Consider the following 18961-nt stretch of genomic DNA (forward strand, 5'->3'; position numbering starts at 1 on the left):
CGATTCAGTTGTTCACCTCACGAACAGCGGAAATGCCTTCGGATGTACCGGCGACGGAAGGTCGGACCCGCCGGTGAGATACACGTCGACGGCACGTGCGGCCGACCGCCCCTCGGCAATCGCCCACACGACGAGCGACGCCCCACGATGCGCGTCACCGCAGACGAACACGCCGGGTGTTCGGGTCTGCCACCCGACATCACACTCGATTCTGCCGAGCGGATCGGTGCCGACATCGAGGTCGGTAAGCAGCGGCGTGGATTCGACGCCGTCGAATCCGAGAGCGAGCAGCACCATCTCGCACACGAGATCCGTCGTGTCCCCGGTCTGCACAATGGTCCGCTGTCCGTTCTCTCCCCGCGACACTGCGACCGGGACCATCCGGATTGCACGAACCGCACCGTCACCGTCGTCGAGAAATTCCTGAGCCGCCCATCGGAACCGTTTGTCACTGCCCTCCTCGTCTGCCGGGGAGCTGCGTAGGATCCGCGGCCACAACGGCCACGGGTCGCGGTCTCGATCGCGATGCCCCGGGGGTGGGACGTGGTAATCCAGTTCCGTCACCGAGCGCGCACCCTGGCGATGCACCGTGCCGAGGCAGTCGGCCGCCGTGTCACCGCCACCGATGATCACGACGTTCTCACCTCGCGCCGAGATACTCGAGGCGCCGTCACCCTCGCATTCACGGTTGGCGGCACGGAGGTACTTCATCGCAAAATGGATTCCGCGAAGGCCACGCCCCGGCACGTCGGTGTCTCGGGCACGATCGGCCCCGACCGCCAGGACTGTCGCTTCGAAATTCGTCATGAGGTCTTGTGCGCTCACGTCGACTCCGACGGCGCAGCCGGTGACGAATCGAGTCCCCTCGGCGGTCAACTGGGCCAGTCGCCGGTTGATCAAGGCTTTGGGCAACTTGAATTCCGGGATTCCGTAGCGAAGCAGTCCCCCGATTCGATCACTCCGCTCGAACACCGTGACACGATGTCCGGCGCGTGTCAGTTGTTGAGCCGCAGCCAGTCCCGCCGGTCCCGAACCGACTACCGCAACACGGTTGGCGCTGTGAACTACGGGCACCCGTGGCCCCAACGAACCCGACTCCCAGGCGTTGTCGACGATCGCCTGTTCGATGCGTTTGATGGTGACACCTCCCGACGTGCGCTCGTCGTCGAGTGCGAGAACGCACGCCGTTTCGCACGGAGCGGGGCACAGATGTCCGGTGAACTCGGGGAAATTGTTGGTGGAATGCAGATTTTCCGAGGCTTCGGACCACCGACCACGCCGAACCAGGTCGTTCCATTCCGGGATGAGATTGCCGAGCGGACAGCCCACCCCGGCTGAATGGCAGTACGGCACAGCACAGTCCATGCATCGCGAGGCCTGTGCGGAAACGTCTCGATTGCGCACCACGGGATCCATCGACTCGTAAACCGATTCCCAGTCCCCGACACGCACATCGGTCGGCCTGGTCGGTGCGCCGGATCGTTTCACGCTGAGGAACCCACGTGGGTCAGGCATGAGCCGGCTCCGCCAGTTGGTTCTCTTCAACGACCTTCTGATAGTCGACGGGCAGAACCTTGGTGAATCTCGGACTGTGGCCGACCCAGTCGTCGAGAAGTTGTGCCGCGACCGACGAGCCGGTCGCGGCCAGATGATCACCGAGAATCTCGACCAGCCGACTACAGTCTTCCGCCGAAGGCCGCGCGAGAACCACCATGTCGCAGTTGACCTTCTCGGCGTTCAAGTCGAGTACGAAGGCGATTCCGCCGGACATTCCCGCAGCAAGGTTCCTACCAGTCGGGCCGAGAATGACGACGCGCCCCCCGGTCATGTACTCACACGCGTGATCTCCGACGCCCTCCACCACAGCGACCGCGCCCGAGTTGCGTACGGCGAATCGCTCCCCCACACGCCCCCGTGCATAGAGTGCGCCGCTCGTGGCGCCGTACAGCACGGTATTGCCCGCAATCACCTGCTCCTCGGCCTTGAAGGGCGCGTCTTCGCTCGGGCGAAGTACGATCCGTCCACCCGAGAGACCCTTCCCCACATAATCGTTTGCATCGCCGGCGACGACGAGCGAGATGCCGGGTGGCAAGAACGCACCGAGTGACTGGCCTGCCGTTCCGCTGAGCACGATGTCGATGGTGCCTTCGGGTAGCCCGACGGCGCCGTAGCGTCTGGTCACCTCAGCGCCCAGCCTCGTTCCCACCGCCCGATCCGTATTGTGTATCGGCAGTTCGATATTCACGGGTCGATCGTCCTCGAGTGAGGCCGCGGCACACTCGATCAGGGTGCGTTCGAGTTCGCTCGAAACAGGTACACACGGCTGGTAGGCCGCGCCGGCCGGCGCGGCCGGCACGTCGAAAAGTGGCGAGAGTTCCAACGTCCGGCTCTTCCAGTGCGCCGCCTCCGGAGTCATTTCCAATACGTCCGCGTGTCCCAGAGCGTCATCGATACTTCGAAACCCCAGTTCTGCCAACAACCGTCGTACGTCGTCGGCAATGAAGCGGAAGAAGTTCTCGACATACTCGGGCCGGCCGGTGAATCGCTCGCGCAATTCGGGATTCTGAGTTGCTACTCCGACGGGGCAGGTGTCGAGGTGACATACCCGCATCATGACGCAACCGGCCGCGATGAGTGGCGCCGTGGAAAACCCGTACTCCTGCGCCCCCAGCAACGCGGCAATGACGACGTCCCGCGCCGTACGCAAACCCCCGTCACACTGGACGACGATCCGATCGCGCAACCCGTTGAGCACCAACGTCTGCTGAGTTTCGGCCAGCCCGATCTCCCACGGCGTGCCCGCGTGATGGATGGACGAGAGTGCCGCCGCGCCCGTCCCACCGTCGTGACCGGAAATCAGCATAACGTCGGCGTGCGCTTTAGCCACACCTGCCGCAACTGTCCCGACTCCGACCGCGCTGACCAGTTTCACGTGTATCCGTGCACGATCGTTTGCGCATCTGAGGTCGTAGATCAGTTGGGCGAGATCCTCGATCGAATAGATGTCATGGTGAGGGGGCGGAGATATGAGACCGACCCCTGGCGTCGAGTACCGGGTTTCCGCGATCCACGGGTACACCTTGGACCCCGGAAGCTGCCCTCCTTCACCCGGTTTGGCACCTTGGGCCATCTTGATCTGAATGTCGGTGGCGTTGACGAGGTAATCGCTGGTCACCCCGAAGCGACCACTCGCGACCTGCTTGACGGCGCTTCGACGCTTGTTGTCACGTAACCGCTCCGGCGACTCTCCGCCCTCACCGGTGTTGGAACGTCCGCCGAGAGCATTCATCGCAACCGCCATCGTCTCGTGCGCCTCGGCAGAGAGGGAGCCGTAGCTCATCGCACCGGTGTTGAATCGAGCGAGAATCATCTCGACGGGTTCGACATGGCGGAGCGGAATCGGCGGACGAATCCCGCGTCGGAATCGAAACAATCCCCGCAGTGTTCCGCCCTGCGTACTCAGTCGATCGACTTCGTCGCTGTAGCGACGAAATATTCCGCTACGTCCTGACCGTGTCGCATGTTGAAGAAAAAACACGGACTCTGGCGTGAACAGATGCAATTCACCACCGCGGCGATACCGGAACTCTCCACTGCTGCTCAACTGACGAAGGCGCACCGCGGACCCCGAGAACGCTGCCGCGTGACGCATCAGGACTTCGCGGGCGACTTCGGTGATACCGATGCCGCCGATCCGGCTTCGTGTGTCGCAGAAGTACTCGTCGACCAACTCTCGGCCCAAGCCCACGGCCTCGAAAACCTGAGCGCCCGTGTAGGAGTGAACCGTAGCGATTCCCATCTTCGACATCACCTTGAGCACGCCGGAATTTGTTGCTCTCAGATAGTTGTCCGTTGCCGTCTTCGGATCTATCCCGGGAAGTTCGTCTCGCTCGCTGAGTGCTTCTACCGATTCGAGAGCTAGATACGGGTGGACAGCCGCCGCACCGTAGCCGATCAGCAAGGCGATGTGATGAACTTCGCGGGCGTCACCCGACTCGACAACGAGTGAGACCTTGGTTCGCAGGCCATGACGAACAAGATCGTGGTGCACGCTTGACACTGCGAGTAACGACGGAATGGGAGCCTGCTCGCAGTCCGATCCACGGTCGGAGATCACAAGGATTTCGATACCAGCTGCCGCAGCTGTTCGGGCGGACTCACGAAGCCTCTCGACACCCTCGGCGAGACCGTCCCGCGCATCGAAGATTCCCTGCAGGACAGTGCTTGTCGGAGTTCGAGGGCCGCGGAGTTTTGCGATCTTCTGCAATTCCACCGGACCGATTACCGGTTTCTGCAGAACGATCCTCCGGCACGACCGGGCAGATGCTTCGAACAGGTTCTGCTCGGCACCGAGCGTGGTTGCGAGTGTCGTGACTACTTCCTCGCGAATCGCGTCCAACGGCGGGTTGGTCACCTGGGCAAAGAGCTGAACGAAGTAGTCGTACAAGAGCTTCGGTCGATCCGAGAGAACAGCGAGCGGCGTGTCGACGCCCATCGATCCCAACGGCTCTGATCCTGAGCTTGCCATCGGGACAAGAATGTCCTGCAGGTCCTCGGCCTGGTATCCGTAGAGCAGCTGACGTTGCAACAGCGAAGCCGGATCGCCTCGGGCCGGCGCAGACTCGGGGACGTCCTCGAGATCGACCAATCCCCCGGCGAGCCAGTCCCGGTAGGGAGCTGTGCTCGCAAGTTCCGACTTGATCTCCGCATCGGGAACGATCCGACGGCGAGCAGTGTCGACGAGGAACATGCGCCCCGGCTCGAGGCGCCCCTTTTCCAGCACCTCGGATGTGGGGGCGTCGAACACACCGCTCTCACTGGCCAACACGATACGGCCGTTCTTCATCCGCCACCATCGCCCTGGTCGAAGTCCGTTGCGATCCAACACCGCCCCCACAACAGTGCCGTCGCTGAATGTCACCGACGCCGGACCGTCCCACGGTTCCATCAGGCAACCGTGAAATTGATAGAAGGCCCTTATCGCGTCAGGCATCGAAGAATCATTCTCCCAGGCGCCGGGAACCATCATCGCGATGGCGTGTTGCACACTGCGGCCCCCGAGCGTCAAAAGCTCGAGAACTTCGTCGAACGACGAAGAGTCGGATCCTCCCGGGGTGCAGATCGGAAACAGGCGATCGATGTCCCCGTCGAAAATTGCGCTCCGCATCATCGGCTCGCGAGCACGCATCCAATTCCTGTTTCCCACAATCGTATTGATCTCGCCGTTGTGAGCGATGCAGCGATAAGGCTGAGCGAGTGGCCACGACGGAAAAGTGTTCGTGGAGTATCGGCTGTGCACGACTGCCAAGGCGGTTCGCATTCTGCCATCGCGCAGGTCGGTGAAGTAACCGGGTAACTGCGCCGGGGTGAGCATGCCCTTGTACACGATGGTTCGCGCGGACAACGAGGGGAAATACACTGCAGTGCTGTCCGAATGAATCCGCTCGACTTGCCTCCTGAGCGCAAACACTCGTCGGTCCAAGGCAATTCCGCCCACACTGTGATCGCTGGACTGGGAGCACATCACAAAACACTGGCTGATGTACGGAGCACACTGCGCGGCAACGGCTCCGACGCAGTCGCTGTCGACCGGTACCTCTCGCCACCCGATAACCTGCAGTCCTTCTGCCGCTGCGCATTGATCGATCCGAACAACCGCTTGACGACGTGCTTCCTCGTCCACCGGAAGAAAGCAGTTTCCGGCCGCGTAGGTGTTCTCACCCATCGAATTGGGCGGTGGGAGCTCGAACTCGGTCACCGCGTCGAAGAACTTCGTCGGCAGCTGAATCAGAATGCCCGCGCCGTCTCCGCTGTTGGATTCGCGCCCGACTGCGCCGCGATGGGAGAGATTGCCCAGGACCGCGAGCGCCTCGTCGACAATGGAATGCATGTGCCGTCCAGAGGTGTCTGCTACCACGGCTACACCACATGAATCGGTTTCCTGATCGGGGTCGTACAGGCCTCGAGGATCAGGTATTCGAGAAAACGGCACTCGGCGACCTCCACACGGACATGCAGCCGACGAGCGCTAGTTTATCAGCCCATAACCGCAGGTCGCGAGAGTAAAACTGTGACCCCCTGATACCGAGGCATCAGGGGGTCACAGTTCCGAACGTCGTCTCGATCAGCTACGCAGTGGCCGACCTTGGCCGTCGCGCACGCTACCCGTCAACATCATGATTCCGTCGATGAAGGCCCAGATCCAGATTGCCGGGACTACGACAATTCCCACGACCAGGAACAGAAGAATGTAGCCGAGGAAAATACCGAGTAGCTGGAGCACTCCAATGGTCGTGCTTCCGATGTACAACCGACCGATGCCGCAGATACCGATGAATCCCAGAAGAATCTGCAACAGGCCGGCGGTGGTCTTCGACTTGTCCGAGAACGGTTCACCCGTCAGCGGATCACGGCCGTAAGGCGCGGATGCATCAACCAAACCGTAACCGGGTTGGACATAACCCTGCGCTTGTGGGTATCCCTGCGGCTGACCGTAACCCGGCTGTGAATATCCGGGCTGGGGGTAGCCCTGCGGCGGAGCCGCGTAGGGATTCGGAGTCTGATCTGCCGGCGCACCGTAGATCGGACCGTCCGTCGGGGATTGGGTCGGGCTCGAGTAGTCAGGCGCCGGATAGTTTTGAGCGGCGTAGCTTTCCTGCGACGTGTACGGCGCTGTGGGCTGGTTCGGTGTGGAATCAGCAGTGGGAAACGCCGTGGTCGATTCGGTTCCGGTCGGCGGCGGGTAGATGGGGTGGTTTCCCCAACCCGGACCGTTTCCGACTCCCGAATACGTGTCCCAGCCTGGACCGGTGCCGGTGGTCTCCGTCGACGGCGTCTTTTCCGTGGGCGCCGATGTCTCCGTCAACGACGCATCCGCCGTCGCGTCGTAGTCGAAGGGCGACCCGAACTGCGGTGGAACTGGCGGCTGCGATCCAGACGAGTCCCCCGACTCGGAAGGTTCCGGATTCTTGTTCAAGTTAGGCAACGTACTTTCCTTCGATTCGACGACGGTACGTAATAGCTTTTGTTATCGGGCCGCGAGGAGGGTTCGACCTTCTCGTGGCCAGTCCCCCACACATCTGTCCTCAGTTCGTGCTCGCGACTCATCCTCGCAATGGCCGGCGAGCACCGTCCCGCGCATTGCCCGAAAGTATCACGATGCCGTCGATGAACGCCCAGATCCAAATTCCGATGGCAAATGGAATTCCGATGAGGAACGCCGACATGAACAGCGCGAAGAACATGCCGAGCAGTTGGCACAGTCCGATGCCGACACTTCCGATGTAGAGGCGCCCGACTCCACAGATTCCGAAGAAGCCCAGCAAAATCTGCAACAGGCCGGCAGTGGCCTTCGACTTGTCGGAATACGGTTCCCCGGTTACCGGGTGCCGACCATACGGCGCGTAGGGATCACCGAACCCGTACATCGACGGAGCCGGCAGTGGCTGCTGATAACCGTACGGATTGGGCGCGCCGTACACCGGCCCCTGATCCTCGGGGAATCCTCCCTGCGAATAGGAACCTGTCACGGCTTGTCATTCTTCGACAGCTTCACCGCGTCCGACGACTCGTCCGTCGCTGCCGTGGAGGCGCTTGCCTCACCGGAATCGGATTGAGGGGAATCAGATTCAGTGGCCTTTGCATCGGCTTTTGTATCCGCCTTTGCTGAATCACTCTCGGTAACGGGCGTCGCGGCTCCTGCTTCACCGGCAGATACCGCAGGAACGTAGTTCTTCGACTTCAAATCAGCCGGATCCTCACGCCCCTTCTTCGCCAGGACGAAGTAGGCAAGTGCGGCGAAGAACACGATCCCCGAAGTGAAGGTGTTGACTCGAATGCCGGCGATCTCGTAGGCAAAATCGTCGCGCATCAGCTCGACGACGAATCGGCCCAGGCAGTAGCCCGCGACGTACAGAGCAAAGAGGCGTCCGTGGCCGATCTTGAATCGGCGGTCGACGAGGACCAGCAGGATCACGATCAGGACGTTCCACAGAGCCTCGTAGAGGAACGTCGGGTGAACGACCCGGATGACTTCTCCGTTGGAGACACCCGCGAGCTGATCGAGTTGGCCGGAAGAGTTCACTCGCTCGAAGATCTCGAGGCCCCACGGCACGGTGGTCTCGCGACCGTACAACTCTTGGTTGAAGTAGTTGCCGATACGGCCGATGGCCTGCGCGAGCAGGATGCCGGGCGCAATCGCGTCACCGAGGGCAGATACGGGAATGCCGCGTCGCCGGCAGCCGATCCACGCACCGATACCGCCGAGGAAGACAGCTCCCCAGATTCCGAGGCCGCCCTGCCACACCTTGAGTGCGTCGAGAGGCGTACCGTTCTCGCCGAAATAGGCGGGCCAGTCGGTCAATACGTGGTAGAGCCTGCCACCGATCAGACCGAAGGGAACAGCCCAGATCGCGATGTCGAGAACGGTCCCCTTCTCGCCACCGCGGGCGACCCAACGACGATCTCCCCACACGATCGCGACGATGATGCCGAGGATGATGAAGAGCGCGTAGGCGCGCAGCGCCACCGGTCCGACGTACCAGACGCCTTGGGGCGGGCTGGGGATATAGGCCAGCAGGTCCACAGTTGAGGTCACGACGCCACGGTAGCCGAGCGGACGCCCTCGGCGAGTTCTTCGGTGAGCGAGCGAACCGCACCCAACCCGTTCTCGACCGCGGAGACCAGGGCCGAACCCACGATGACGGCATCGGCGTATGCCGCGATTTCGGCAGCTTGTGCGCCGGAGCGGACTCCCAGTCCGACGCCGACGGGGATGTCGGAGTGCGCGCGGATTCGTGCGGTCAGTTCCGGAGCCATGGACGAGACGGCGTCTCGCGCGCCGGTGACACCCATCGTCGAGGCCGCGTAGATGAATCCGCTGCTCGCGTCGAGCGTCATGGCGAGCCGTTCCTCGGTCGAGGATGGAGCGACAAGGAAGATCCGGTCGAGGTGGTGCTCTTCGGATGCTTCGATCCAGGCGCCTGCTTCTTCCGGAATGAGGTTGGGGGTGATCAGTCCGAGTCCACCGGCGGAGGCGAGGTCCCGGGCGAACTTGTCGACGCCGTACTGCAGCACCGGGTTCCAGTACGTCATCACGACGGCCTTGCCGCCGACCGAACTGATCTGCTCGATCACGGTAAAGATGTCGCGAAGGCGAACGCCGTTGGTGAGTGCGGTTTCGGCTGCACGCTGGATGGTCGGACCGTCCATGACCGGATCGGAATACGCGACACCGACTTCGATGATGTCGCAGCCACCGTCGACCATCGCCTTGAACACGTCGATCGATTCGGGAACCGTCGGGTAACCGGCAGGAAGGTAACCGACGAGGGCGGCACGCTTGTCAGCCTTGCACGCTGCAAAGGTGGGTGCGAGGCGTGATGGTCGTTCGCTCACTTGTCCGAGCCTTCCGTGTTGTCGTTCTGGTCTGCTGCATCATCCGGAGCGGTTGCCTGACTCGAGGCGCCGTCGAAGAGACCGAACCAGCTTGCGGCGGTGTCCATGTCCTTGTCACCGCGACCGGAGAGATTGACGACGATGATCGCGCCCTCGCCGAGTTCCTTGCCCAGTCGGAGCGCGCCCGCGACGGCATGGGCGGATTCGATGGCCGGGATGATGCCTTCGCGGCGCGAGAGCAGCAGAAGAGCATCCATCGCTTCGCTGTCGGTGACGGGTTCGTAGGTGGCACGCCCGATATCGCTCAGGTAAGCGTGCTCGGGTCCGACGCCCGGGTAGTCCAAACCGGCAGAAATCGAGTGCGATTCGATGGTCTGACCGTCTTCGTCCTGAAGCAGGTAGGAGTAGGCGCCCTGGAAGGCACCAGGTGTGCCACCGGCGAATGTTGCTGCATGCCTACCAGTTTCGACACCGTCACCGGCTGCTTCGTAGCCCACCAGCCGTACCGACAGATCGTCGATGAACGGGTGGAAGATTCCGATCGCATTCGAACCACCTCCGACGCAGGCTGTGACTGCGTCGGGCAGGCGACCGGTCAGTGCCTGAACCTGGACACGAGTTTCGAGGCCGACCACTCGCTGGAAGTCGCGAACGATGGTGGGGAACGGGTGCGGACCTGCCGCGGTACCGAAGCAGTAATAGGTGTTGTCCGCGTGGGAAACCCAGTCGCGCAAGGCTTCGTTGATCGCGTCCTTGAGCGTGCGCGAACCGGTCTCGACCGAGACGACCTCCGCGCCGAGTAGGCGCATGCGGGCGACGTTCAGTGCTTGACGTTCGGTGTCGACAGCACCCATGTAGATGACGCACTCGAGACCGAGCAGTGCACAGGCGGTGGCCGATGCCACACCGTGCTGGCCTGCTCCGGTCTCGGCGATGATGCGGGTCTTACCCATGCGCTTTGCCAGCAGAACCTGACCGAGAACGTTGTTGATCTTGTGAGAACCGGTGTGGTTCAAATCTTCACGCTTGAGAATGATGCGCGCACCACCGGCGAACTCGCTCATTCGCGTTGCCTCGAAAATCGGCGACGGACGTCCGGTGTAATCACGCTGCAAGCGATCGAGTTCGTTCAAGAACGTGTCGTCCGCGCGAGCCTTTTCGTACTCCGCGGTGACCTCTTCGATGACCGCCATGAGAGCTTCCGGCACATGCCGTCCGCCGTAGACGCCGAAATGGCCGCCGGCATCGGGATCATGTGAGCGCTCGGTGAGTCCCGCGCTGGCGGGCGGCAGATTGCCGCCCTTGAATGCTGCACCTGATACTGCACCGGAGCCTGGTTCCTGAGTACGTGAAGTCACCCCACCAGTCTGCCCCAAGGGTGCCGCTGGTCACCGCCCGGGTGCGTCAAAGCACGCCGGGCCGGTGATGCGCTTTATCGAGACGGTTTCGGGCAGGACGGGTGTGCGCCGGCGTTGACCAGATCGGCGACGGCCTTGCGAGGGTCACCGCTGGTCACGAGGCCTTCACCGACGAGCACCGCGTCGGCACCCGCACCGGCGTATGCCAAGAGATCGGCAGTTCCGCGAACACCCGACTCGGCGATCTTGATCGTCTCGGTCGGTAGACCGGGAGCAATGCGACCGAAGGTGTTCTTGTCCACCTCGAGAGTCTTGAGATTGCGGGCGTTCACCCCGATCACCTTGGCGCCGGCTTCGAGCGCGCGGTTGGCTTCTTCTTCCGTGTGCACCTCGACGAGGGCAGTCATTCCGAGGGATTCGGTGCGATCGATCAGCGAGGCGAGCGCCTGCTGTTCGAGCGCGGCGACGATCAGCAAGATGACGTCGGCGCCGTGAGCGCGAGCCTCGTGAATCTGGTACGGCCCCACGATGAAGTCCTTGCGCAGCACCGGAATGGTGACGGCTTTGCGGACCGCGTCGAGATCGGCGAGCGAGCCGTGAAAACGGCGCTCTTCGGTGAGAACACTGATGATGCGTGCGCCACCGGCTTGGTAGGCCGCGGCAAGCTCTGCGGGATCGGCGATGTCGGCCAACGCACCCTTTGACGGGCTCGCGCGCTTGACCTCGGCGATGACGCCGATGCTCGATTCCAGAAGTGCTGCTGCAGCATCGAGTGCAGGCGGTGCAGCGGCCGCGGCAGCCTTGACTGCAGCGAAGTCGAGTACGGCTTCGCGGGCGGCGACATCAGCGCGCACCCCGTCGAGAATCGAGTCGAGTACGGTCATCGTGGCCCGAATCCTTTCTGGGCAAGAGCCCGATGTGAGATACGTCATCAGGGTGGTCTCAGCCTAGTGGGACGAAATTTTGCTACTCCGTCGGGGTACCCACGCAGGTGAGGGTTCAGTCTTACTCAGTGCGACGAACCCGGTTTCGCACCGTTGTCTCCCCCAGCTCCGTCGTCCCCGTCGGCGACTGTCGGGTCCTCTCCGGCGTCGAGCGCGTCCCACAACATCCGTTGCGTCACAGGCTCGTCCGATGCGGCGGTGTCAGCCTTGCCCAGTTTTGCGGCCGCCTCCCGACGCGCAGCAGGGTTGTCGTACTTAGACGACAACCCGCCTCGCACTGGAGGTTTGCGCATCAGGAGCACTGCCGCACCGAGCGCCGCCACCGCTCCGACCAAGGCCAGCAGCGCAGGCAGTACCGAAACAGTCGTCGAGAGGTCTTCCGGGTGACCGGACAACTCGGCCAACTCCACCGCTCGATCCGCAGAAGCTCCGGAAACCAACAACTGCACCGCCGGAACCGCAACCGCTATTGCGACGAGTGCCACCAACAGTCCGACTACCCGCAGGGCCCAACCTCGCACCGCAAACGAAGCCGCGATAGCCGCCAGCAGCGCAAGCGCGAGTGGAGTCATCGCCGCCGCCCACGTGCTGCCGTCGAGGTCCGTCGTCCGCTCCAGCGTCTTGCCGTCACTCGAGGTCAGATGAACCCACGTCATTCGTGAGCTGCCCCACAAAGCTGCCGCCGACAACGCCAGCAGAAGCGTTCTCGGCACAGCGGTGCCACGAGAAGCGCTTGTAGGCTGCTCCGCTGCAATCGACTCGTTCTCACTCACAGGTCGTCACCTCCGATGGTGCGCAGGGTGTGCGCCGACGCGATGGCGCTCAGTACTGCCATCGCCTTGTTGCGTGCCTCGGTGTCCTCGTACACGGGATCCGAGTCGGCCACGACGCCGGCGCCCGCTTGGACGTATCCGACCCCGTCCTTGATCAATGCCGTTCGGATAGCGATCGCGGTGTCGGCGTCGCCGGCGAAGTCGAGGTAGCCGACGATGCCGCCGTAGATTCCCCGCCTGGTGGGCTCGAGTTCTTCGATCAACTGCATTGCCCGCACTTTGGGCGCGCCCGAGAGGGTTCCAGCGGGGAAGCATGCGGTCACCGCGTCGAGAGCGTGCTTCCCCTCGGCCAGATGACCGGTGACGGTCGAGACGAGATGCATGACATGGCTGTAACGCTCGATGTGCCGATAGTCGTGCACCTTCACCGTGCCCGGTCGGCAGACACGACCCAGATCGTTGCGCCCGAGATCGACGAGCATGAGGTGCTCGGAGTTCTCCTTCTCGTCGGCGAGGAGATCCTTCTCCAGCAGGATGTCGTCCTCCTCGGTGGCACCGCGCCATCTGGTTCCCGCGATCGGGTGCGTGGTCGCGACACCCTCGGCGACCGTGACCAGTGCCTCGGGGCTCGAACCGACGATCGAAAACGCGGTCTCACCATCACCGTTCGGCACATTGAGCAGATACATGTACGGGCTGGGGTTCGACGCGCGCAGCATCCGGTACACGTCGATCGGCGCTGCAGTGCAATCGATCTCGAATCGCTGCGAGAGCACTACCTGGAATGCCTCGCCCGCTTCGATGTCGCCGATCAGCTTCTTGACGTCGACACCGAAACTTTCGGTGGTGCGCTGACGGCGGTAGTTCGGAGTTGCTTTCGAGAAGGTCGAGACGGTCGATTTCGCCGGCGCCGCGAGAGCGCGAGTCATCGCGTCCAACCTCGCGACCGCGTCGTCGTAGGCCGTGTCGACACGCTCGTCCGTGCCGTCCCAGTTGACGGCATTGGCGATGAGGGTGATCGCCCCTTCGTGGTGATCGACTGCGGCGATGTCGGCAGCGAGCAGCATGACCATCTCGGGGATCTGCAGGTCGTCGACCGCGGAGTCACCCAATTTCTCGAGTCGCCGCACCGCGTCGTAGCCGAGGAATCCGACCATTCCGCCGGTCAGCGGGGGCAGGTCGGGTAGCCGCTCCGAACGAAGCAGTTCAAGGGTGGCACCGAGCGCGTCGATCGGGTCGCCGCCGGCCGGAGCGCCGGCGGGAACATTGCCGTACCAGGCGGCTTCTCCGTCCACGACGGTCAGTGCGGCCGGGCTTCCGACGCCGATGAACGACCACCGCGACCACGAACGACCGTTCTCGGCCGACTCGAGCAGGAAGGTGCCGGGACGATTGCCGGCCAACTTCTCGTATGCCGAGAGCGGAGTTTCGGAGTCCGCCAACACTTTCCGAGTGACCGGTACGACCCGGTGCTCGGCTGCGAGAGCACGGAACTGCTCCCGAGTGGTGGTGGAATCGGACGCGTCACCGACGATCGCGGTGTCGGACGACCGTGCGGACATGGAGGTGGGCTCGCCGTGCATGGCTCCATCATCCCAGGCTCCCCCACGCGGTCGTCGTGCGCGGGTAACCTCGGCCGAATGAAACCAGGCCAACTCGCTCCCGAATTCTCGCTGCCCGACCAGGACGGAACTCCGCGCTCGCTGACGAGCCTGCTCGAGAACGGACCCCTGGTCCTCTTCTTCTACCCGGCAGCCTCGACGCCGGTGTGCACCGCCGAGGCGTGCCACTTCCGTGACCTCGGCGGCGAATTCGCGGCGGTGGGCGCTTCGCGGGCCGGCATCAGCACCGACACGGTCGAAGCCCAGTCAACCTTTGCAACCGCACAGTCGTTCGACTACCCCTTGCTTGCCGACACCGACGGCGCGGTAGCCGAACAGTTCGGCGTCAAGCGCGGGCTTCTGGGCAAGCTGGCTCCGGTCAAACGCTCGACCTTCGTGATCGACACCGACCGCACCGTTCTCAAAGTCATCTCGAGCGAGCTGCGCGCCAACACACACGGCGACCAGGCACTCGAGTTCCTTCGCAATCGGAGCTGACTTCCCTGGGCAACCCGATTCTCCGGGCTACAAGAATCTCTAGGCGACCTGAATCGAGCGCTTCGCAAGTCCCATCCAGAATCCGTCGATCACCTGGGTGGGCACCTGTTCCGGATCGGACGACGCACCGAGCGTGACGAACAACGGGGCGAAGTGCTCGATGGTCGGATGCGCGTACGGCATCCCGGGAGCTTGGGCGCGGAAGTCGATCAACGAATCGACGTCACCGGCAGCGAACCTCTCCCCTGCCCACGCATCGAATTCCGCCGACCATCCCGGGGCCTGCGCTTCCGGCGACGGATCGCGCAGGAACGGTAGCCCGTGCGTGGTGAATCCTGATCCCACGATCAGCACACCTTGCTCGCGGAGGGGCCGTAGGCGCTCACCGAGATGGAGCAAACGCTCGGGGTCGAGAGTGGGCAGCGAAATCTGCAGGACCGGGATGTCCGCATCCGGGTACATCACCGTGAGCGGCACGTAGGCACCGTGATCGAGGCCCCGATTCGGCTGCTGAACCACCCGTTCGTTGTCCGGCATCAATGCGGCGACCTGTGCGGCGAGGTCCGGAGCGCCGGGAGAGTTGTACTTCGCGCGGTAGAACCTCTCGGGAAAACCGCCGAAGTCGTAGATGAGCGGGGTCCCCGTTGTCGTCGATCCGATCGTCAGCGGTGCTGATTCCCAGTGCGCCGAGACGACGAGAATTGCCGTCGGTCTCGGAAGATCGCCGGCCCACGCCCCCAACTGCTCGACCCACAACGCACTGTCCACCAGGGGTGGAGCACCGTGGCTGAGATACAGCGCAGGCATTGTCGTGGTGGACATACGGACTCCTCGGGATAGACATTCGTCGTAAGTTGAAGGTTCAACCTAATATAGAACTCAACACTTGCGTCCCGCAACTATTCCCCGCAAGATTCTTCTGGACATGCGTCTGAGACGCTGTACACCAGCACGCTCTGTGCAAGAAGAATGCTCGACCCGAAGGAGAAGTCACCGATGAGTGAACCGACCGCGCAGACCGACGCGCAGTCTCAGACGAAGTGGCTCACAGCCGAGCAGCAGGAAGCCTGGCTGACACTGATCGCTCTCGTGACTCGGTTGCCGGCCGCACTCGACACTCAACTGCAACGAGATTCGGCACTCACACACTTCGAGTACTTCGTGCTGGCCGCACTCTCGGACGCCCCCGACCACAAACTCCAGTTGTCGGTACTGGCGCAGCGCGCGAACGCGTCCCTGTCCCGTCTCTCTCACGTCATCACGAAGATGGAGAAGGCCGGCTGGGTGAAACGGGAAGTCATCCGCGGGAGCCGTGGATCCAACGCGGTACTCACCGACGAAGGCATGGCAAAGGTTGTCGCGGCCGCGCCACCGCACGTCGCGTCTGTCCAAGGCCTGCTCTTCGAGGGCCTCGACGATCGCCAGGTTGCCCAGCTTTCGTCCCTGGGTACGGCAATGCTCACCCAACTGGACAAGGGAATCGCCGCCGGACTCGGCAAGGCCTGATCAGCCAGTCCCGAAACGGGCGACTGCTGCCTACGACGGCGGCTTCGTCAGGTCCAGCGCAGCCAGGTGGCTGAACAGCATGCTCGCACCGATCGGGTTTCCACCGCCCGGATACACCGTCCCGCTGGCCGCTGCCATCGTGTTTCCGGCCGCATACAACCCCGCGATGGCCGTCCCGTCAGTCTTCAGCACGCGCCCGGTCGCGTCGGTACGTAGACCACCTTTCGTTCCGAGATCGGAGATACCGAAAGCAGCGGCGTGGAACGGTCCCCGATCTATCGGGACGAGCGGCGACGCGCCCTCCGAGAAGGCTCGGTCGTACGCGGTACCTCCTCGACCGAAGTCCGTGTCGACGCCGGTTGCCGCCAATGCGTTGTACCGCTTCACGGCCTCCACCAGATTCTCCGCGGGAACATTGATCTGGGAGGCAAGGTCTTCGAGTGTCTCGGCGCTCTTCCACAATCCGGCATCCACGTACTGCTCCGACGGAGCCAACGGGACGTTGGGTGCCTTCACCGGCGGCACTGAGCCTTCCCGGCTGTCATAGATCATCCAATACGGCGTGGTTACTTTCCCAGCCCGCATGTGTTCGATGACGGCGCGGCCCAATCGGTCGTACGGCGCAGATTCGTTGACGAACCGATAACCGTTGTCGTCCACGAAAATTCCGCCCGTGAACCACAGCGCAAACGCGGAGCGCCCATCTGGATGGGTGAGTCCCGGCGACCACCAGGCCTCGCCCATCAGGTCGGTGTCGGCACCCGCGGCGACCGCCGCCTGGTGCGCCTTCCCGAGGTTGCCGGGGCAGCCCATCGTGTCGAGAGCGGATCCGGGGACACCGAATTCGGCACGCATGGTCTCGTTCTGCTCGAATCCACCGGCGGCGAGGATCACTCCTCTGCGTGCCTGAATGGTTCGACGCCGACCATCTCGATCGACGACGGCTCCGACCACCACTCCGTCCTCGACAACCAGTTCCTCGAGAGTGGTCTTCAGGTGCATGGTGGCGTTCGGGAGTTCCGCAAGAGCCAACAGAAATCGACCGATCAACGACTGGCCGCCGACGAGGTACTTCGGCAATTCCTCCCCCAGCCGTTCCGTCGCCAACGGCGGACGAAGCGAATCACGAAGCGCACCCAGCTTGTTCGCGTTCATCGGCTTGGGAACAATGTGCCGTCCGCTCGCTCGAGCCTTGGGCTCTTCACCGAAGTAGTCAGGCCACGGCAGTATCTGAAATTCGAAGTTCGAGTACTCCTCGAGGTAGTCGATCAACCCGGCGCCACCTCGAACGTAGGCTTCCTGAAGGTCGGCGGGCGTACGGTCACCCACCACTGATCGGTAGTACTCCAGCGCATCCTCGATGGTGTCGTCGTCGCCACCGCGGCGGAGAACAGCGTTGCACGGGAACCACATTCCGCCGCCGCCCGAGTACGCCGTTGTTCCGCCGTACTTGTCGGTTGCTTCGATCGCAATGACGTCGAGGCCTTCGCGGGCTGCCGTGTACGCGCCGGTAAGTCCACCGCCTGATCCCACAGCGAGTACGTCGCACGTCTCGTCCCACTTCGTCATCGTCAGCCTCTCTGATTCTGGGCACAATTTCCGAACATGTTCTAGAAATCGTTCTAACACACGGACTTAGCGATCGCGGGGGTTCGACATTCTCTCCCACCGAGCGGGAGCGAGACGTGACACCGAGCGGGAGCGAGACATGACACCGAGCGGGAGCGAGACATGACACCGAGCGGGAGCGAGACATGACACCGAGCGGGAGCGAGACATGCGGAGATAGCGCACACTTTGCTCGCATGGGTCTGATCCCGTAGTGTCTGGACACATGTCTGGTAAGACCAAGTTCGAGTCCACTCGCCGCCGACTGACCCAGCAGCAAGCCGAAACCGTCGATCGATTGACCGCGGCAGCGATCACGGTCCTGCGCGACAAAGGGTTTGCCGATCTGACCGTGCGGATGGTGGCAGCAGAGGCCGGTGTCGCCGCGGCTACGGCATACACCTATTTCTCGTCCAAGAGTCACCTTGTGGCAGAACTGTTCTGGCGTCGCCTCGACGCGGTACCCCACGAGCCCTCCCCCGAGGCGGAACGGGAAGCGCAGGTCTGTTCGGTTCTACGCAGCGTCGCACTGCTCGTCTCCGACGAACCGGAGCTGGCCGCGGCAGTGACCACGGCGATGATGGGCAACGATCCCGACGTCGAACACCTCCGCGGACGTATCGGCAAGAACATCCGCGAGCGGCTCATCGAGGCACTGGGTCCGTCGTACGATCCCGACGTGCTCGAAGCACTCGAAATCTCCTGGTCCGGAGCGCTAGTCCGAGCAGGCATGGGGTACGAGTCGTATTCGCAGATCGCAGATCGTCTCGAAGTCACCGCCAGGCTGATCATGTCCGGTCGCGACAACCTCCACTAGACCGGAGTCATGGCACTCACCAACCATGTTCCCTCGACTCGATCGAGCGTCACCTCGACTCGGCTCGACGTCGACGCAGGTGCCGGTTGCACGGTACTCGTCGTGATCTGATCGACGAACACGAGCACTTCTGCGCGGTCCGCGGCAACGGAGAGCACACCGACATCGACGACTCGGGCTTTCGTGCTGATTCCCTGCTCCTTCGACTGTGGGGCAACTGTTTTCGATCCGAATTCGGTGAAACTGTCCTGAAACGATCCGCCGGCGCCTTCGGCCGCTCGTGCGAGATCGTCGTCGACGGTATCGCTGTTGTAGCTCAGGAGCTTCTCGACGAGCGTGGGCGCCACACCGATCACCTCGACACGTGCGGTTTCAGCGTCCCCCGAACGGTGGTGACTCCAGATCGCAGTGCCGCCGACTCCCATCAAGACCAACGCTGCAAGCGCCATGACCATGCGCT

The 18961-nt window shown here is 62.9% G+C and carries 16 protein-coding genes; 3 read left to right on the top strand and 13 right to left on the bottom strand.

Annotated features, from left to right (window positions below; all coding sequences use genetic code 11):
• Window positions 1-12: 12 nt before the first annotated feature.
• The 10 genes from ACFQ6Y_RS29710 to ACFQ6Y_RS29755 all read right to left on the bottom strand — a co-directional run bounded on the left by ACFQ6Y_RS29710 (window position 13) and on the right by ACFQ6Y_RS29755 (window position 14054).
• Window positions 13-1515 carry a glutamate synthase subunit beta gene (locus tag ACFQ6Y_RS29710; protein ID WP_378640322.1) on the bottom strand — a complete coding sequence of 501 codons (1503 nt, stop codon included), beginning with the start codon at window positions 1513-1515 and terminating at the stop codon, window positions 13-15.
• A complete protein-coding gene (gene gltB / locus ACFQ6Y_RS29715) occupies window positions 1508-5992 on the bottom strand; it encodes a glutamate synthase large subunit (RefSeq protein ID WP_378640325.1) in 4485 nt (1494 codons plus the stop codon). The genes ACFQ6Y_RS29710 and gltB overlap by 8 nt, the downstream gene beginning before the upstream one ends.
• Window positions 5993-6124: 132 nt before the next feature.
• Window positions 6125-6976: a hypothetical protein gene (locus ACFQ6Y_RS29720; RefSeq protein WP_378640392.1), complete on the bottom strand. Its 852-nt coding sequence runs from the start codon at window positions 6974-6976 to the stop codon at window positions 6125-6127.
• A gap of 127 nt (window positions 6977-7103) precedes the next feature.
• Window positions 7104-7529 (bottom strand): TM2 domain-containing protein, encoded by a 426-nt coding sequence (locus ACFQ6Y_RS29725; protein WP_378539719.1) that lies wholly within the window; start codon window positions 7527-7529, stop codon window positions 7104-7106.
• Window positions 7526-8596: a prolipoprotein diacylglyceryl transferase gene (gene lgt / locus ACFQ6Y_RS29730; protein WP_378640328.1), complete on the bottom strand. Its 1071-nt coding sequence runs from the start codon at window positions 8594-8596 to the stop codon at window positions 7526-7528. Before lgt ends, ACFQ6Y_RS29725 begins: the two co-directional genes overlap by 4 nt.
• Window positions 8593-9396: a tryptophan synthase subunit alpha gene (gene trpA / locus ACFQ6Y_RS29735; protein ID WP_378640329.1), complete on the bottom strand. Its 804-nt coding sequence runs from the start codon at window positions 9394-9396 to the stop codon at window positions 8593-8595. The genes lgt and trpA overlap by 4 nt, the downstream gene beginning before the upstream one ends.
• Entirely contained in the window at window positions 9393-10754 is a 1362-nt protein-coding gene (gene trpB, locus ACFQ6Y_RS29740) for a tryptophan synthase subunit beta (protein WP_378539722.1), read from the bottom strand. The genes trpA and trpB overlap by 4 nt, the downstream gene beginning before the upstream one ends.
• Window positions 10755-10828: 74 nt before the next feature.
• Window positions 10829-11638: an indole-3-glycerol phosphate synthase TrpC gene (gene trpC, locus ACFQ6Y_RS29745; RefSeq protein ID WP_003944016.1), complete on the bottom strand. Its 810-nt coding sequence runs from the start codon at window positions 11636-11638 to the stop codon at window positions 10829-10831.
• A gap of 125 nt (window positions 11639-11763) precedes the next feature.
• Entirely contained in the window at window positions 11764-12471 is a 708-nt protein-coding gene (locus ACFQ6Y_RS29750) for a TIGR02234 family membrane protein (RefSeq protein WP_214890297.1), read from the bottom strand.
• Window positions 12468-14054 (bottom strand): anthranilate synthase component I, encoded by a 1587-nt coding sequence (locus ACFQ6Y_RS29755; RefSeq protein ID WP_378449776.1) that lies wholly within the window; start codon window positions 14052-14054, stop codon window positions 12468-12470. The genes ACFQ6Y_RS29750 and ACFQ6Y_RS29755 overlap by 4 nt, the downstream gene beginning before the upstream one ends.
• A 57-nt stretch (window positions 14055-14111) precedes the next feature.
• Between ACFQ6Y_RS29755 and ACFQ6Y_RS29760 the strand changes: the two genes are divergently transcribed.
• Entirely contained in the window at window positions 14112-14570 is a 459-nt protein-coding gene (locus ACFQ6Y_RS29760) for a peroxiredoxin (protein ID WP_378539725.1), read from the top strand.
• A gap of 39 nt (window positions 14571-14609) precedes the next feature.
• On the opposite strand, the gene ACFQ6Y_RS29765 is transcribed toward ACFQ6Y_RS29760, so the two are convergent.
• Window positions 14610-15392, bottom strand: coding sequence for a dioxygenase (locus tag ACFQ6Y_RS29765; protein WP_283306787.1), 783 nt, complete (start codon window positions 15390-15392; stop codon window positions 14610-14612).
• 174 nt (window positions 15393-15566) lie between these two features.
• On the opposite strand from ACFQ6Y_RS29765, the gene ACFQ6Y_RS29770 reads away from it, so the two are divergent.
• Window positions 15567-16076 carry a MarR family transcriptional regulator gene (locus tag ACFQ6Y_RS29770; RefSeq protein ID WP_347872870.1) on the top strand — a complete coding sequence of 170 codons (510 nt, stop codon included), beginning with the start codon at window positions 15567-15569 and terminating at the stop codon, window positions 16074-16076.
• Between the two features lie 30 nt (window positions 16077-16106).
• On the opposite strand, the gene ACFQ6Y_RS29775 is transcribed toward ACFQ6Y_RS29770, so the two are convergent.
• Window positions 16107-17645 carry an FAD-binding protein gene (locus tag ACFQ6Y_RS29775; protein ID WP_378640333.1) on the bottom strand — a complete coding sequence of 513 codons (1539 nt, stop codon included), beginning with the start codon at window positions 17643-17645 and terminating at the stop codon, window positions 16107-16109.
• Between the two features lie 265 nt (window positions 17646-17910).
• Here ACFQ6Y_RS29775 and ACFQ6Y_RS29780 point away from each other — a divergent pair, with 265 nt between their 5' ends.
• Complete coding sequence (locus tag ACFQ6Y_RS29780) at window positions 17911-18501, top strand: TetR/AcrR family transcriptional regulator (RefSeq protein ID WP_378640334.1); 591 nt, start codon at window positions 17911-17913, stop codon at window positions 18499-18501.
• On the opposite strand, the gene ACFQ6Y_RS29785 is transcribed toward ACFQ6Y_RS29780, so the two are convergent.
• Window positions 18498-18956, bottom strand: coding sequence for a hypothetical protein (locus tag ACFQ6Y_RS29785; protein ID WP_378539753.1), 459 nt, complete (start codon window positions 18954-18956; stop codon window positions 18498-18500). The two genes, ACFQ6Y_RS29780 and ACFQ6Y_RS29785, sit on opposite strands and share 4 nt — an antisense overlap.
• Window positions 18957-18961 lie beyond the last annotated feature (5 nt).

Source organism: Rhodococcus sp. NPDC056516, from assembly GCF_042794655.1.
In the GTDB taxonomy this organism is placed as follows: domain Bacteria; phylum Actinomycetota; class Actinomycetes; order Mycobacteriales; family Mycobacteriaceae; genus Rhodococcus_F.

Bases quoted from the DNA above. Each gene is read 5' to 3' on its own strand.
- ACFQ6Y_RS29775 (WP_378640333.1), bottom strand. From the start codon at position 17,645: ATGACGAAGTGGGACGAGACGTGCGACGTACTCGCTGTGGGATCAGGC.
- ACFQ6Y_RS29710 (WP_378640322.1), bottom strand. From the start codon at position 1,515: ATGCCTGACCCACGTGGGTTCCTCAGCGTGAAACGATCCGGCGCACCG.
- ACFQ6Y_RS29770 (WP_347872870.1), top strand. From the start codon at position 15,567: ATGAGTGAACCGACCGCGCAGACCGACGCGCAGTCTCAGACGAAGTGG.
- ACFQ6Y_RS29765 (WP_283306787.1), bottom strand. From the start codon at position 15,392: ATGTCCACCACGACAATGCCTGCGCTGTATCTCAGCCACGGTGCTCCA.
- ACFQ6Y_RS29780 (WP_378640334.1), top strand. From the start codon at position 17,911: ATGTCTGGTAAGACCAAGTTCGAGTCCACTCGCCGCCGACTGACCCAG.
- ACFQ6Y_RS29755 (WP_378449776.1), bottom strand. From the start codon at position 14,054: ATGCACGGCGAGCCCACCTCCATGTCCGCACGGTCGTCCGACACCGCG.
- trpC (WP_003944016.1), bottom strand. From the start codon at position 11,638: ATGACCGTACTCGACTCGATTCTCGACGGGGTGCGCGCTGATGTCGCC.
- ACFQ6Y_RS29785 (WP_378539753.1), bottom strand. From the start codon at position 18,956: ATGGTCATGGCGCTTGCAGCGTTGGTCTTGATGGGAGTCGGCGGCACT.
- ACFQ6Y_RS29760 (WP_378539725.1), top strand. From the start codon at position 14,112: ATGAAACCAGGCCAACTCGCTCCCGAATTCTCGCTGCCCGACCAGGAC.